Raw genomic sequence first — 17,051 nt, forward strand, 5'->3', positions numbered from 1 at the left:
CAGCAGCTGTTTGGAATGGCTCAGCCTTGCTTCGCTATTCAGGCGGCTGATTCCCGATGAAACGCCTCACTGGTCGGGCCAGCTTGGCCTGACCGCCTGTACGCGCCAATACCCAGCAAGAACAGTCCCGCAACCAACATCGAGAAAACTTCAGGCTCCGGCACCGCGCTCGTTACCGCCGTTGCGAACGCGGCTCCTAGAAGAGAGTCAGCCAAGGTTGTAGGATGAACGCTATCCCAAAAAAGGTGCGTGTCAGAATTATCGCAAGAAAAAACCAGCAGGGAGACGCACGCGTTCGTTACATTGGTGAATCCAAAATCTGCCGGGTTCTGGATAAGATTATTCAGAAAAGAATAAGTATCGAATTGACGGATATCCGCTGCAGGAAAAGCGGAGTGCACATCTCCCAGCTGAGCTGCCAGCGCATTATTGAAAACAATCGAGTAAGCATGAGCCTGCGCTACCTCATCATTGGTTCTGGCATCAGGGGTTTGTCCCAGATCCGAACTATTCGGGACAAGAAAATTCCTCGCTCCCGCTGCCGCCAGCGTACTCACGTATGAACCGATATTTCGCGCGGCGTCAACGGGAGAATTATGTGTCATATAGTCATTCCCGCCGCCCCATACCACATATAAAGCATTGGGGTCGGCTACGCCTCCCGAATCGCGCATGTAACGTTGCACCTCCTGCTGCATACCTGGCAGCGGCTTTAATTCTATACCTGGTATGTCAAAACCTCCTGGCTCGGTTGCGCTGCCTCCGTCGCCTTCGTTGCCCACACCGGTTGTAGCGCCGCCCACCGAGTAGCTGCGAAAATTGGTGCTGTTCACTCCGCCGGGGAAAAGGGAGTCTGCCAGATACTCCGTAGCAACGGGTCCATTTGAGAAGCGGCCATGAAAATAAGGGCCGCAGGGATGAGAAGGGTCGCAATTGTCACCGAGGAGTTTGTAAATGCTCGTGACAGCAGAGGGGCTGCTTCCAATATCTGAAAGACTGTCTCCAAAGGTGTATAAGCTACTGAAGGTGGCTGCCGAAGCGCTACCCCCCGTAAAAAGCAAGACAGAAAATGTGGCAAGTGCTACATGTATTTTCATTATCGGTTCCCCCGTTCTATTTTCATCATCGGTTCCCCCACTCAATTGGTGGCAGAACCGGATAATCCAGCGCAGTGCCTCGGCATAAATCGGAATTCCCTTTGCGCTTACGGCTTGACCATCCGCTCTTCCTGATGGGCATTCAGGTTCACGAAAGCCGATTATTCCCGATTCCTCATCAAGAGTCCGACGAGAATACCAACTCCAACCGCCAACCCGATAGTCCGCCAGGCGTTTTCATGTACATAGTCATCGGTTACCCGTGCCGCAACCCTGGATTTGTCGACGACAGTGCCTTCGATATTTTGTAGATATTCCTTGGCGCCCTTCAGGTTGTCGTCGATCTTGTCGCGCAACGCCTGCGCCTTTCCGCCGCCTTCGTTGCTGACGAATTTCATCAATTCCTCAGTATCGGCAATAACGGACCGAAAGTCTTTAATGAGTTTTTCTTTTGTTTCCTTGGCGGTCTTGGCCATCACATCCTCCAGGCAAGTTGATAGGGGTATACTATTTGTATTCGACAGATCGCTGCTTTCCTTTCATCTGTTTCTTTCGAGAACATTGGCAAAAAAAATCTTGCCGGTGCAACATTCCCACTCAATTGCTACTCGCACATTATCTTCGCTAGACCTTTTTATTCCTTTTCGTAATACTCGTCTGTCGGCCACCGCACATACGATCCTTGAGTTTGTATGTATCCTTCAATTGCGCGCAAGACCCCGCACGTCGGCCATATACTGTTTTCGTCGAGACAGGCGAATAGAGAGGAACGTAATGTCATATCTACACACACCTAAGCAAAATCTTTTTTTGGCCGCTCTCCCCGAGAAGGATTACGAGCGGCTGCAAGCCTGCCTTGAGCTTGTATCCCTGCCTCAAGGATGGGCGGTCTACGAAAACGGTGGCGAATTGGACCTTGTGTATTTCCCCACCACCGGTATTATTTCCCTGCTCAAAATCATCGATGATGAAGAGCCCGTGAAAATTGCCGTTATCGGCAACGAAGGTGTATTCGGCATTTCCATGCTTATGGGTCGAAAAATCGCCCCAACACGGGCAGTGGTGCAGCGCGCCGGTTTTGGCTATCGGCTTAAAGCAACTAATCTCCGAAGAGAATTCGAGCTGGGCAGTCCACTACGTTATCTACTTCAGCAGTATACGCAGAGCCTCATGGCCGGGATTGCTAAAGCCACGATGCCTACCCTACGCCCTGCTCTGAGATCCGGCATACCGTTCGCCGGCTCACCTGCTCCTCTGGCTTAGGAAGGTGCTCCCGGCTCTAACTCACGGGCTCTAACAGAGTTTACAAGAGAACAACGATTTCATTAAATAATGCTGTGATTCCCCCACTCCTTCATGCTCTGCGATGGTTGCCTTTTCCATCAAGTTCCCGGAACGACCATAACCGCGCCTCATAGATACCCCTTCCGGTCCGGAAGGTTTCCTGCGGCTAATATGCCGACAGGTAAAATAATAGCCCATCATTTCCGCTGAATCTGCTGAGACTACTGTTGAATTCCGGGGTTGCCCAGCCGGACTTCGACAGTGTGCGGTGCTCCATCATCAACAAGTGCAATCACCAAATCCTGCTGGCCAATACCATCAATAGTGAGGCTCTCGTTGTCCTCACCGGCGGCTGCCTGGACGACAGTGATGTCATAGATCGTTTCTCCATGGCGGTACTTGACGGTGAACGTGCTCCATTCGGCCGGGAGGCAAGGTTTGAAGTACAGTTTGTCCTCCACCAGCGTGAGGCCAAGCAATGTTTCCAGCATCAGGCGATACAGCCAGCCGGCAGAACCGGTGTACCACGACCAGCCGCCGCGACCCGTGTGGGGGGAAACCGCATAAACATCGGCTGAGACAACGTATGGCTCCGTCTTGTAGACCGTAACCGCTTCGGGGGTCTGTGCGTGGTTTACCGGATTGATCATCTCCAGCAATTCCCATGCACGTTTATGATCTCCCAAGCCCGCAAAAGCCATCGTCGCCCAGATAGCGGCATGCGTATACTGGCCTCCGTTCTCGCGCACGCCGGGCACATAACCCTTTATATACCCGGGATTCAAGGACGATTTATCGAAGGGTGGATCAAGAAGCTGGATCAGGTGGGCATCACGTCGAACGAGGTACTGATCCACCGCTTCCATTCCCTGCTGTTGGCGCTCGGCAGAACCCGCTCCGGACAAAACCGACCAGCTCTGCGCAATCGAATCGATGCGGCATTCAGGATTGCTGGTGGAACCCAGGGGAGAGCCGTCGTCGAAGAAGGCGCGAAGATACCATTTGCCATCCCAACCATGCAGTTCGATATTTTTGCGTAACAGATCAGCTTCGGCGCGGCATCGTCCTGCGAATGCCGTGTCTCCGTACCGTTCGGCAATTTCCGAAAACCGGACGAGTATGTCATACAGGAAGAAGGCCAGCCAGACGCTCTCCCCTCGCCCGTGGAAACCAACGAGATTCATGCCGTCGTTCCAGTCGCCGCTGCCCATCAACGGGAGACCGTGCTCGCCGAATCGCAAACCATGCACGATGGCCCTCACGCAATGCTGGTACAGCGTCCCCACCTCTTCAGAGTGAAGCGGGAGATCGTAGTAAGATTCTTCATTAACGCCGACCTGCCGACCTTCCAGGAAACCAGCAGACTCATCCAGCACGCCGATATCGCCGGTGGTTCCAACATAATGACACGTCACCAGGGGCAACCATAGATAATCATCCGAACAGCGCGTCCGGATGCCGCGGCCCGCTGGCGGGTGCCACCAATGCTGAACATCTCCTTCGATAAACTGGCGCGAAGCCGACCGTAGCAGATGCTCGCGCACAAGAGCGGGCTCAGCGTGAACAAGCGCCATCACATCCTGCAACTGATCACGAAATCCGAAAGCCCCACCCGATTGATAATAGCCGCTGCGTCCCCACAACCGGCAGGCGATAACCTGATACAACAGCCAGCCGTTTACCATCACGTTTACCGACAGGTCGGGCGTCTCCACTTGTACAGTGCCGAGTGTGCGCACCCAATAACGGTGTATGTTTTCAAGGACCTCATGCGCAGCCGTAATCCCGCGGAAGCGTCGCACGATCTTGAGGGCATCATCAGTATGCAGCCCGGCGCCCAGACGAAACACAATTTCTTGCGTCTGGCCGTCGAATAATTCAAGCGGAACCCTGATAGCGCCACAGGGATCAAGCCCTGGACCCACCCGTCCTGAAAGTTCTTTGGCCCTCATTGCAGCTGGGTTACTCAATCTACCGTTGCGGCCTATAAACTCGGTCCGGTCGCCGGTTACACTGCGCCCTTTATGGTCTACATCAAAAAAAGCAACCTGACTCGAAAATTCATTGCTGTAAGGATTGCGTGCAAGCAACGCTCCGCTGGCGGGATCTATCTCGGTAACGACGTGCATTCTGCTCTTCTCGGGCAGATCCCCCAATACCCATTCTACGCATCCCGTTACCGAAAGCTGGCGTGGTCGCCCGGATTCATTGCGTACTTTCAGTGCTGTGAATTTGATAGAAGCGTCAAGGGCGACATAGACCCAGAGCTCAGAATGAATACCATCCTCAATGTGTTCAAAGACACTGTAACCAAATCCATGCCGGGTAACATATGGCGCCGCCCCCGGGCTTGGCAACGCTGTCGGCGACCAGAAATCGCCGGTTTCTTCATCTCGCAGGTAATATGTCTCTCCACCGGAATCGCAAACTGGATCGTTGTGCCATGGGGTCAAGCGGAACTCGTGCGCATTTTCGCGCCAGGTATACGCTTGACCGCTCTCCGAGATAACGGTGCCGAATTGCGGATTCGCCAGGATATTTGACCAGGGCACGGGTGTCGTCTGCCCCCCTCCGGTTGTGATGACATATTCGCGTGCATCGGCAGTAAATCCCCCAAGCCCATTGGCAAAGAGCAGTTTCCGGTCCGGCAGTTCGATACTCTGTCCGGAATCAGGCCGGCGTACCCGCTCCAGTCTGGCCGCGGGAACCGGTAAGTCCGCAGGCAGCCGGCGAGCCAACTGTTCCATCAAACTTCCATTGCTGTCGAGAATAATCACACGCGCAACGGTTTGCATCAGGATCCGGTCCTCTGAGGCAATCTGTTCCGCGCGGCGGATGAAAATGCCACCTGGACGATCGAGTACGTGAGCTTCGGCACTTCCAGCCACCAAGCCCATGATATGATCGTGCAGTAGTTGACGATAACTCGAATGGTCCTCATTCCAGATCACCAGATCGACGGCGATCCCCTTCACGCGCCAGTAGGCATGCGCCTGTACCAGTTGGCGCACCAGATTGATGTTGGCGCCATCGCTGATCTGCAGCAGCACAATGGGCAGATCGCCGGAAATTGCATATCCCCACAGTCCCGACTGGCTGCGCTGGTTTTTGCTCAGCACGGCGGGATCAGCACGTAAATAAGCGTTCGCATACAACACCGAACCAGCCAACCGGCCAAATAATTGCGCGTCGGACTCAGTTGCATTAAGCTGGTGCAGTACAACCAGGCTGTGAGTCCAAGCAAGATCGAAGACGCGGTTCGTCATGTGCTGGTCCTGATACTTCTCGACCAGATGCATGGCAGCATGACGGGAATCTCCGGCGCCGGTAACGATATCTATCGTCGCGGATTCTCCCGGTTCGATGGTTACGGACTTGCGAATAGCGACGATCGGGTCGAGAACCGAGCCTGAGTTATTGGAAAGCCGCCCGAACGTTTTCATCGCCTGCGGTGCGGACACGTCGTTTCCTCGTCCAATGAAAACCATGCGATCCGTCTCGTATGAGATTTCCTCGGTAGCGACACCATGTACCGCCATCAGATGAAACATCCAGGGCACCGGGTCGCTCTGGGAGCGCGGCCGCCTGCTGCATAGAATCGCATGCCGGTCTGCCAATATTTCCGTTTGCACAAAAAGATTCCCGAAAGCTGGTGCTTGCGCGTCACCCGCCTGCGCCGCGAGCACTACCTCAGCATATGAAGTCACTTCGATCGTCCGGCGTGTCCAGGCACGATTGGTGATGCGGACCCGGCGTAGCTCGATGTCATCTTCGGGCGAGACTGTAATTTCAGTATGCGTATCAAAATCAAGGTCGCGTCGCCGGAACTCGACCCGTCCTTCCGAAAAGACAACGCCATAACGCTTGGGTTCTTTCAAGGTAGGCTGGTATGTATTCGACCAGAACTCTTCACTCTCCACGTCGCGCAGATAGCAGAAACTTCCCCAATAGTCACAAGTACTGTCTTCCCGCCAGCGCGTAACGGCAAGGTCCTTCCAGCGGCTGCTTCCTGCGCCGCTATTGGTTACCATGACGTGATAGCGGCCGTTTGACAGAAGCTGTATTTCCGGAATAGGGGTGTTTGCACTCGATAGAAGCCGCACCGGCATCTCCGGGAGTTCCTTGATGATACGCACGTCGGGGAGCTCGGGCGCTTGTGTGCTGAAAACGGTGGCCTTGGGAATGCGTTCCTGAAGCAACAAAATTGTTGCCTGAAATGAGGGATCAGACTCGAACCGCCGCTGCATCGGGCGATCCAGCAGTAGATACGCCAGCGAAAGTAAGCTCATACCCTGGTGATGGGCCATGAACGAACGCACCAGGGCGCGCGTTTCACCGCGGCGCAACCGCGATGGCGTATAGTCGACCGCCTCGTAAAAGCCGAATTTACCGACCATATCCTGGGTGGCAAGGTGCTGAAGATTACGGCAAGCGGCTTCCGGAGCGATCATCAGCGCCAGCACGGAGGCGTAGGGTGCAACGACCAGATCTTCGCCGAGGCCTCGCTTGAGTCCCAATCCCGGAACGCCAAATGCGCGATATTGGTAGTTGAATTGGACGTCGACGGCGTTATAGCCGGATTCGGAGATACCCCAGGGGATGCCGCGTTCCTCACCATACGCAATTTGGCGATTGACTGCCCCCTTGCAGGTCTGATCCAGGAGTGTGTTATCGAACGTGGGCATCACCAGCAGCGGCATGAGGTACTCGAACATCGAGCCGCTCCAGGACAGCAAAGTCGCTTCGCCGCCGTAACTGGTAAGCATGCGCCCCAGGGCAAACCAGCTTTCCTGCGGCAACGCTCCCTGGGCAATTGCGACAAAATTGCAGAGTCTTGCCTCCGATGCGAGCAGATCATAGTAGCTGGCATCCAGTCGATGTTCACCGACGTTATATCCTATTGCGAGTTGCCGCTGCGCATGGTTGAACAGGAAGCTATAGTCCATCTGCGCCATGTCGCCTGCCTGACGTGCCAGGCGCTCAAGGTTGGCCAGATGATCAAGCGCGATCGCGCTACCCTGGCTCGCGAGTTGTCGCAAGGAAGGGTTTTCCATCGGGTGTGTTACATCCGCATCCATGGCAGCAGCCAACAGGGATTGGGGCGCAAGGCTGATCAATTCCGCCAGTGCGCTTTCACACTGCTTATTCAACGCCGTCGCCCACTCATGCGCTTCGCTGGAGGCTAAAGTTAGCGGCTCTTCGGTAATCTCGCGAATAATCGCCCTGGAGCAGGTAGTTAACCGATCGAGATCAACCCGCACGCTCGCGATTGTGACCGGGCGCACCTCTGCTGCAATCGCGAGCGCTTTTTCGAATTGTGCCAAAGAAGAATTTGCAGAAATGGAACCGGCGGTTTTTTCAAGTATCTGCAGTGTGTCGGCCAGTGCCAGAAATATATGCTCGTGAATAATCGGCTCATCGGATATTTCCAATAGACCAGCGCGCAATGTCAACAGGTGGCCTGCGAGGTTACCGCTATCCACTGTAGAGACATAGCGCGTCAATGGCGTCTTTGCCTTTGTATCGTACCAATTGTAGAAATGACCGGCATACCGTTCAAGTGTTTCCATCGACTCCAATGTATTCATGGTGCGTTCAATAAGCTGTCCAGTACCGATATAGCCGAAGTCGTAGGCGGTAATATTAGCCAGTAGTGCCAGACCCATGTTGGTCGGTGACGTGCGATGCGCGGTAGTCGCGACCGGATACTCCTGAAAATTGTCGGGTGGCAGCCAGTTATCCTCCGGACCTACGAAAGTCTCGAAAAAAAGCCATGTCCGGCGTGCGATCTGACGCAAAAAATGTGTCTGACCAATGGTTAACTCTGTGCTGCGGGGAGGAAGCGGCCGGCTTATCCACCATGCAATAGCGGGAGACCCAGCCCATAACAACAATACAGGCAATGTCCCTATCAATGTCAATGGCGCGGTAACCACCATTCCCGCTACCGCGGCTATTGCCGTTACAGGTGCTATCCACATCGATCGAAAGGAAGCGCCGAGGCCAGTGCGCCCATCCTTCACGTCAGCCGGATCGGTCCCACGTTCCGCGTAATGGGAGGGATTCCATTCAAGAAGACCGCGGTGAGTGATAAATAGCCGCACGTGGGTACGCAGAATCGCATCGAGACTGAAATAAGCCTCGTATGGAAGGCATGCCAGTGTGAATGCTACCTGCCCGAATTGTCGGCCAGCCGCGCGCATGGACGTGATGATGTGAGAACGCAGCGCGACTTCTTTTGGTTTGTTCAGCAAGTCCAATATGGCGGTTATTGCGGCAGGAATAAACAGCGTACCGATAACAACCAGCGTCCAGAACCATGCATGGGTGAGTGCCACCCAACCCAATAGCAAGAGTAGTGTCATGGCTGCGGGGACCAGGCTACGCCGAAGATTATCCATCAGCTTCCACCTCGACAATGCTGACAGGGGGTTTGGCTGGTAGCTTCCCTGCGGCCCCGGTACGCGCCACAACAACCAACTGGCGAGTTGCCAGTCTCCTCGAATCCACCGGTGACGGCGGCTTACATCCGCACTGTAGCGTGAGGGAAATTCCTCATATAACTCCACGTCACTTAATAAACCTGCCCGCGCATAGCATCCTTCCAGCAGGTCATGGCTCAGAATTCGATTATCGGGAAAGCGGCGGCAGACCGTCTGCTCGAATGCATCGACGTCGTAAATTCCCTTCCCCACGAACGAGCCTTCATAAAACAGATCCTGATAAACGTCGGAGACGATACGTGTATATGGATCGATCCCGGCCTCACCCCCGAAAAGCCATGCGTATCGTGATTGGTTGGTACTCGACAGGCTTACCGCAACCCTCGGTTGCAGAATTCCATAACCCTCGGCTACCAGGCTGACCCTCCCCTCTGCGGAGTTTTTTTCGAGCCTCGGGCGATTCAACGGGTGAGCCATCGCGCCCACGAATTGATGGGCAGTCTCGCGCGGCAACTGAGTATCGGTATCGAGCGTGATGACATATTTTACATTCGACAGTACCGCCGTATTACCGACGATAAGGGAAAAAGCGTCGCTTCCAGCCCCGCTTAAAAGAGCATTTAAATCGGCAAGTTTCCCCCGTTTACGCTCTTGACCCATCCAGAGCCGTTCCTGAGGGTTCCATCGGCGTGGGCGATGAAATAGAAAAAAAAGGCTGTCCTTACCTTTTACCGCTGAGCCGCCGGAACTGTCTGCCTCAATCGTACTATCCGCAGCGCCAACGGCATATTTTTTATTCAGCTCTTCAATGCCTGTTCGTGCGGCATCCAACAGTATCTGATCTTCGGGAAGCGTTTCCTGATCCGCATCCTTGAAATCGGTCAATAACGCGAAGTCGAGATTATCGTCGCGATTGGCTAAAAATCGGACTTCAAGCGCTTCAACAAGGCTGTGCACGTCTGACTCGCTTGTCAGCATGGTAGGAACCACAACCAAGGTTTGAAATGTTGCAGGTATGCCTTTGGAGAAATCCATGCGGGGCATCGAATGGGGTCTTACCAGTAGCGGGCTCGCCCAGTTAACCAGCGCTACCGCCAGTTGACTCATCGTAAAAAGCGACAGCATGCCAACCGCTCCCAGCAGCCATCCATTGGCGCCGTCGGCATGGGCTTCGGCCAGTAGAATGCCGACCAGGCTTGCCGTAATCAATACGATCGCACCGAGATAATGGAAAAGCGGATAGCGGCGGCCGATTCGCCAAAGTTTCTCCAGGAATGAAAAGCGTACTCGTACTGCCTCCTCAAGGTCAGGCAAGCCGTCGTCAACGAGATAAAAGCCGACATGCGCCCTGGCGTTATCGTCCGCCGTCGCCGCTGCCTCGCGTGCCAATCGGAGCGCTCGCCGCGCCACTTCCACTTCCGATACCGGACTTGCCTTCGCCACACGCTCCACCACATGCCGATACTGATCCCGGCTGGCAAAATCCATGCGGCTGTAGACCCCCTCCGGATCCTCTCGCAAGGTCTGCTCGACGATGCTGGTGGCTTCAACGAACTCGCGCCAATCGATCGCGCCCAACGTACGCAGCGTATTTATGCTGTTGGAGATCGAGACCTGGTCAGCCGCTTGTTGCTGATTTCCCAATTGCACCATCTGGTCGATGGTCTGATTCGACTCGGCAAGCCTTTGCTCGATCCAGGTCAACGGAAGCGCGAGAGCGGGCCCCTGCCCCTGTAGTCGCCGTGCCAGTTCGGAAATGAAAGGCGTCGTCATCGGCGGGTCGGACCGTGCCATATCGGCAATGACGAGAACCAGGCTCTTGGGATCTTTCTCGGCAATGCTCGTGATTTCGCCAGCCCAAGTTGCGGCAAGCTTGCGATCTATGCCACCGGCAGCGACGTGAACCCCGACCCGGCGCAGGTTCTCGATCAGTGCAAGCCGTAGCATAATCGGGATGGCCCATAACTCTCCCAACTGCAAATTCACGACAGCCTGATAAGCAGCGACGAAACGCCTTAGACTCTCGGTGTCGACCCTGCCATCGCCATGCGAGATCGCCTGCAAAGCGATGTCATATACTCGCGGAAGATTCGCACTGCCGCCGCGCGCAAGAAGGGGTAATTCGCGGCTATAGTTTTTGGGAAGATGACGTCTGGCCATACGTATCTGCTCTTCTATCAAATAGAAGTTGTCGTATATCCACTCGCCCGCCGGCGTAAGCAACTGATCCGCCGTTACCGCTTCCGTCAGTACGGTACAGATGTTGAAGAGCGTATTTTCGTTCTCATCCAGCCGCGCCAGGAGATGATCCGTGCCCCCACTCGTTGATAGCTCGTGAGATGCCGCAAGGATGCCGCCATACAACTCCATTTGATCCGCACTGAACAGTTCAGATCGCAACGGCAGTTCTTCGCTAATCGGGACGCGCGGTCTTCCGATTTTCCTAAGCCGATCTGTAATAGGAAGTAAAAGCTCAGAAACAGTGAGGTCTCTAGCTTTCAATTTGATTATTCTCCGGGCTGCGATCGCTTAAACGCGATCAAAAATACTTTTCTTTGATGGGTTTGGGTTTCTTTGAGTCGTGGGTCTCATCTGGAGACAACATCCTCACGATGTAAACCTCTCCGATTGCGGAGCTCCGTAGCGGTAGAGCAAATAGTATAAGCAGGAAGAGTAACACTACGATGTTTGTCAACTCCTTCTTACAGGCGGCAGTTTCGGGAAATAGCCTTATGCATGGTAGTCTCTTTTACAACTCACCTGTGAGTTCGATGCGCCACCCCCGATTGCGCAAATATCCCGATACTGCAAGCCTGCTATTATTCAGCCAAGGAGCAATGATAAAAATTTGGCTCATCCATAGTATGTACGCTAGCGCACAAAATACCACTCCATAAAATGGAATACTCCGTAAAAAGGCTATGCTTGACAGAATTTGCATTCTAAGATAAATGCTATCATAAGTTGGATGGAAACCGCCTGGTGGAAGGTGAAGGCCTTCGAGCATTTGCCATCTCCTGATTTCTTTCATTTCATTCCACTACGCCCAACGCTGCACTTACTTTTTTATAAAAAAATTTCTGTAGCGGATGTCAAGCCCTCCTCCACATCAGCCCGACCAGAATCGTCTCCTTGCCGCTTTGCCGGCGATTGAACTTGAACGCATAAAATCGCACCTGGAATTGGTTCATATGCCGCTTGGGGACGTTCTTTGCGAATCCGGAGGGCGCCTTCCATACGTCTACTTTCCAACTTCCACCATCATTTCCCTGCACTACATCCTGGAGAATGGCGCATCATCCGAGATTGCAGGTGTGGGTAATGAGGGCTTGCTCGGCATTTCGCTGATCATGGGCGGTGAAAGTACGCCAAGCTGGGCCACTGTGCAAACCGCCGGCTATGGCTACCGGCTGAAAGCCTCGCTATTGTTGCAAGAGTTTAATCGAGGAGGCCCGATACAACGATTGCTGTTGCGCTATACGCAGGCGCTTATTACGCAGATCTCGCAGACTGCCGTATGCAACCGGCACCATACCATCGAGCAGCAATTGTGCAGGTGGTTATTGTTAACGCTGGACCGGTTGAATTCTCAGGAATTGGTCATGACTCAGGAATTGATCGCCAGCATGCTCGGCGTGCGCCGCGAAGGCATTACAGAGGCTGCCGGAAAACTGCAACAGGCCGAGATTATCCGCTATCGGCGCGGCCACATTACGGTGCTCGACAGAGCCGGACTCGAAACACATGTTTGCGAATGCTACGATGTGGTCAAGAAAGAATTCGATCGTCTGTTTCGCGACGTGCGGAAGTACTAGCACCTGTCGGACTTGAAGAATCGCAATCAAAATGACTGGCTACAGGCAGATTTTGAGGATTTTGAAGGCCAATAGCTTTTCCATTGACCGAAAAAACAGCGAAACCTGAACCGACCAGATGCTTTTGCAGCCGATTCCTTAAAATCCGACAGGCTGCCAGAACAAGCGCGGGCGAGACGATCCGCGACGCCGCCGACTCCGGATCTCCACCGGAATAAAAAAGATCGGGCCAGCATAACCAGCAAAAGAATCATGAGATAGCTGGTGTTCGGGAAAACCAACCGATCACTTCGCAACACCTCTGCCATCGTGATCCTGACCTATTTTGCCCCACTTTGCCAGCCATAAGCCGACCCGCGCGCGCTCCTCCCAAAGCTTGAATGTGCGACGACGTACTGAACGGTGCTACCGGCGGAAGTATCATTTCAAGTTTTAAGAACCGCTTTTGTTCCGCCCTCGGTTGTAAGCCCTGCCTATGTCGATCCGTCCCAAGACCGTAAAAAAGATTGTATTGCTGACATTCGGCGCGTTATTTGTACTTGTCACACTCTTTGCCATCTGGTTTGACTGGAACATGTTGAAGCCATATGTCGAGCACCAGGTAACCGAAAAGACCGGTCGCGAATTCACGATTCGGGGCGACCTCGATGTCAGGCTATCGCTCAACCCGCTGATCAGTATGGGAGGACTTTCACTTGCCAATGCTGATTGGGGCACGCAGCAGCCGATGCTCGATGTCGATAAGGCCGTTTTCCGCGTCAGTCTATGGAATCTGTTCCTCGGCCATGTCGTACTGCCCGAAGTATCCATATCCAAGCCGAAAATCATCCTTGAAAAGAGTGAGGATGGAAAGCGCAATTGGGATCTTAAAAAGGACGAAAAAGAGAGAGTGGAATTGCCGGAAATTGGTAGGCTAGTCCTGGACCAGGGCAAGGTCATTTTCCGCGATCCCAAGACAAAAACCGACGTAACGATAAGCATACACACCGATCCGGCAGCGGACGCGCGGGAAATGCCGCTCGACGTGACGGCTGAAGGGACATTCACCGGCGTGAAATTCACGGCGCAAGCCAAGGGTGGCAAGGTGATGTCACTTGCGGATAAAACGCTCCCCTATCCCATCAAAGCGAGCGCTCAAATCGGAACGACTCACGCCGCGGTTGACGGCATCATTACCGGGCTTGCCGAGCTGTCTGCAATGGATTTGAAGCTGGAAATACGTGGGGAGGATCTATCCGCACTTTATCCGATGGTGGGGATTGTATTTTTTCCCTCACCGCCATATCGCATATCAGGAAGGCTTACGCACCAGAAAACCGAGTGGTCGATGAAGCAATTTTCAGGAGAGGTAGGCAAAAGCGATCTCGGCGGGGATATACTTTTTGATACCGGCGGCAAGCGCCCCATGCTGCGCGCGGATGTTGTATCAAAAGTCCTCGACCTGAACGATTTGAAAGGTTTTGTCGGCGCCCGGCGCGCACCGCAACCACAAGATAGTCCTGCCGAAAAACAGGAGAAAAAAGCGTCGATAGAGGCCCAGCGGGACCGCGTGCTGCCGGACCAGGAATTCAAGGTGGACCGATTGCGGGCAATGGACGCGGACGTCAGGTTCACCGGTGAATCAATCCGCAACAAGGAATTGCCGGTCGAGCATCTGGTAACGCATCTCAAGGTCGATGATGGGTTGCTGACCCTGGACCCCACCAATTTCTCGGTAGCAGGTGGGAATATTATTTCCAGGGTCGCGATAAACGCACGGAAGGACATACCCGCCGCAGAGGCCAAGATTGACTTTAAAAGGCTGCGGTTACCGAAGCTCTTTCCCAAGATCGAGCTAACCAAGGAAAGCATGGGTTTGATAGGCGGCACAACGACGGTAACGGGGTATGGCAAGTCGGTGGGCGCACTTCTCGCATCGGCGGATGGTAACTTTGGACTGATCATGTCCGGCGGCGAGATCAGCAAGCTGATGCTGGATATTATAGGGCTCGATGGAGCGCGGATTCTCAAGCTTCTGATCGCGGGGGATAAAAATACCAATATCCGCTGCGCTGTCAGCGATTTCGATATCAAGAAAGGGATCATGACCAGCAAGGCTTTTGTCATAGACACAACAGAAACAAATATCATCGGCGAAGGGTGGATAAGCCTCGTCGACGAAACCATCCACCTGAAAATTTCACCGCAGCCCAAACACATCAGTGTTTTGAGCTTGCGTACGCCCGTGCATATCGGTGGCACTTTCAAGGATCCAAACGTGTACCCGGACAAAATGCTGGCCATACGCATCGGCTCGGCAGTTCTGTTGGGTATTTTCGCGACACCGGTTGCTGCACTGATACCGCTGATAGAGACGGGTCCCGGCGAGGATACCAATTGCAGGGCGCTGATTGACTCAGTCAAAGACACCACGTCACATCCCGCCAAAGAGGCCTCGCCACAAAAGAAAGAAGCCCCACCGAAGAAGCGCGAAAAAAACGCCGAGAATCGGTAAGGGCGCCGAAAATAGATTATTCGGCCGATCCGCTCATATGTGTGTAAGCGCACGGATCAATGCGCGGCAATCCCTATAGTACTAACTTTTCCAGGAGGCGTTCACGATGGAAACAGTGGAAATTCCCAGGCAGCATCAAAGAAAGCAACCCGGTTTGCAAGCAGAGATGGAGCCTCAGCCCGACTCGACCCTTGAGGGATACCGGGGAAGCGGCAAGCTGCAAGCCCGGGTTGCGATTATTACCGGCGGGGATAGTGGTATCGGGCGTGCCGTAGCCGTTGCCTTTGCCAAGGAAGGTGCCGATATCGCCATTGCCTATCTAAATGAACATGGAGACGCAAACGACACGAAAAAAGAAATAGAGCAATGTGGAAGAAAATGTCTTTTAATTGCAGGTGACGTGGGTAAAGAACAATTCTGTGCCGAAGTCGTCGCAACGGCAATCTCGGTTTTTGGACACATTGACATCCTGGTAAATAATGCCGCGGAGCAACATGTTCGGAATAGCATTATGGATATTGGCAATGCGCAGCTCGAAAAAACTTTCCGCACAAATATTTTCTCAATGTTTCATATGGTAAAAGCTGCGCTCCCCCATCTGAAAAAAGGTGCACGAATAATTAATACCACATCGGTGACAGCCTATAAAGGAAGCCCGCATTTACTCGACTACTCGGCAACGAAGGGCGCAATCGTTGCTTTTACGCGATCATTGTCACTACAATTGATCGAACAGGGAATTCTTGTAAACGGTGTCGCTCCCGGACCTATATGGACGCCACTGATACCCTCGACTTTTCCGCCCGAAAAGGTCGGTAGTTTTGGAAAAGACGTGCCCATGAAACGCCCTGGACAGCCTGACGAGGTAGCAACCTGTTATGTCTTTCTGGCTTCGGGGGAATGCTCATATATGTCGGGGCAAGTGCTGCATCCGAATGGAGGCACTGTCGTAAACGGCTAAAAGAAGCAATTTTGATTTTGCGAAAAGTCCTCTTTGCAGCGGTTCATCAGATGATGTTCGAATAACGGTTTATTTACCCGCAAAGAATTATTTACCCACAAAGAATCGAGCTTCAGCAAAGCATAAAATACAAATCCCTTCCCAGCCTCTTGGACAAAATTTGTATCGTCAGCAGGAGGCGAGCCCGCTTCGGAGAATTCCACTCTCGCATCGCATATGCGCGATCAAGTACGTGGCAGTTCCCTCAACCGGCGTGACGAAAGGTCTGGAAATTGTTCGAAATTCGACTATAGTGGTGAAAAAATTTGCGCCGGGCTATGGTATGCATAACTCCAATGGAATAATTTGACTTGCCCGGATTTTTTGTTCCTGCCTAAAGCGTACCCAACCCAAGCCGGTAACAGCTATTATTATTCGTCGAAGTACAACTCAAGCCTGTAGGCTGCAAAACAGGGGCACGAAGTATGTTCAGTTTAGGTTCCAAAGAACCTGTTGTAGCGACAGCGAACATTGTGATCGATTGTTCGCCCGAACACGTCTTCAGCTATTTGGGAGAAGGATTCTTTGAAAATTATCCCAAATGGTCTCCTGAGGTCGTTGAGCTTGAGTCTGTGACTAGCGGCCCCCCGAGGCTAGGAACTATCGCAAGGCAGGTGCGTATTGACCAGGGCCGCAGGACGGAAACCCAATTCAAAATAAATGTGTATGAGCCAAACAAGCGCCTGGGCTTTGCCGGAGTTGCCGATCCTTTCCGCTGCAGCTATGAGATACGATGCATCGATAGTGGCAAATCGTCCGAGTTGATCTTTACTTTTGAATTGCTCGAGATTCAAATGTTCATGCGTCCGTTCGAGAAATTGATTCGGGTAGTAGTTCAGGAAGGCGCGCAACGAACGGTAAGAAATTTGAAGCGTTTAACTGAAGCAAAAAAATACGCGGCCAGCTAACGGCCTGCCA

The 17,051-nt window shown here is 53.2% G+C and carries 8 protein-coding genes; 5 read left to right on the forward strand and 3 right to left on the reverse strand.

Going from position 1 to position 17,051, the window contains the following annotated elements; translation table 11 throughout:
- Positions 1–38: 38 nt before the first annotated feature.
- Positions 39–1,097: an SGNH/GDSL hydrolase family protein gene (locus F822_RS02475; protein WP_025039490.1), complete on the reverse strand. Its 1,059-nt coding sequence runs from the start codon at positions 1,095–1,097 to the stop codon at positions 39–41.
- Between the two features lie 161 nt (positions 1,098–1,258).
- Positions 1,259–1,573: an ElaB/YgaM/YqjD family protein gene (locus tag F822_RS02480; protein ID WP_025039489.1), complete on the reverse strand. Its 315-nt coding sequence runs from the start codon at positions 1,571–1,573 to the stop codon at positions 1,259–1,261.
- Positions 1,574–1,871: 298 nt separating this feature from the next.
- Between F822_RS02480 and F822_RS02485 the strand changes: the two genes are divergently transcribed.
- Entirely contained in the window at positions 1,872–2,360 is a 489-nt protein-coding gene (locus tag F822_RS02485) for a Crp/Fnr family transcriptional regulator (RefSeq protein ID WP_025039488.1), read from the forward strand.
- A gap of 242 nt (positions 2,361–2,602) precedes the next feature.
- On the opposite strand, the gene F822_RS02490 is transcribed toward F822_RS02485, so the two are convergent.
- Positions 2,603–11,326 (reverse strand): glycoside hydrolase family 94 protein, encoded by an 8,724-nt coding sequence (locus F822_RS02490; RefSeq protein WP_082204589.1) that lies wholly within the window; start codon positions 11,324–11,326, stop codon positions 2,603–2,605.
- Positions 11,327–11,913: 587 nt separating this feature from the next.
- Here F822_RS02490 and F822_RS02500 point away from each other — a divergent pair.
- The 4 genes from F822_RS02500 to F822_RS02520 all read left to right on the forward strand — a co-directional run bounded on the left by F822_RS02500 (position 11,914) and on the right by F822_RS02520 (position 17,041).
- Positions 11,914–12,639: a Crp/Fnr family transcriptional regulator gene (locus F822_RS02500; protein WP_025039485.1), complete on the forward strand. Its 726-nt coding sequence runs from the start codon at positions 11,914–11,916 to the stop codon at positions 12,637–12,639.
- Positions 12,640–13,114: 475 nt separating this feature from the next.
- Entirely contained in the window at positions 13,115–15,133 is a 2,019-nt protein-coding gene (locus F822_RS02505) for an AsmA family protein (RefSeq protein ID WP_025039484.1), read from the forward strand.
- Between the two features lie 106 nt (positions 15,134–15,239).
- Positions 15,240–16,094, forward strand: coding sequence for an SDR family oxidoreductase (locus F822_RS02510; RefSeq protein WP_025039483.1), 855 nt, complete (start codon positions 15,240–15,242; stop codon positions 16,092–16,094).
- A gap of 464 nt (positions 16,095–16,558) precedes the next feature.
- The gene (locus F822_RS02520; protein ID WP_025039481.1) at positions 16,559–17,041 is read left to right on the forward strand and encodes an SRPBCC family protein; all 483 of its coding nucleotides are present in this window, start codon (positions 16,559–16,561) and stop codon (positions 17,039–17,041) included.
- The last annotated feature ends 10 nt before the right edge of the window (positions 17,042–17,051 follow it).

The organism is Nitrosospira briensis C-128, from assembly GCF_000619905.2.
In the GTDB taxonomy this organism is placed as follows: domain Bacteria; phylum Pseudomonadota; class Gammaproteobacteria; order Burkholderiales; family Nitrosomonadaceae; genus Nitrosospira; species Nitrosospira briensis.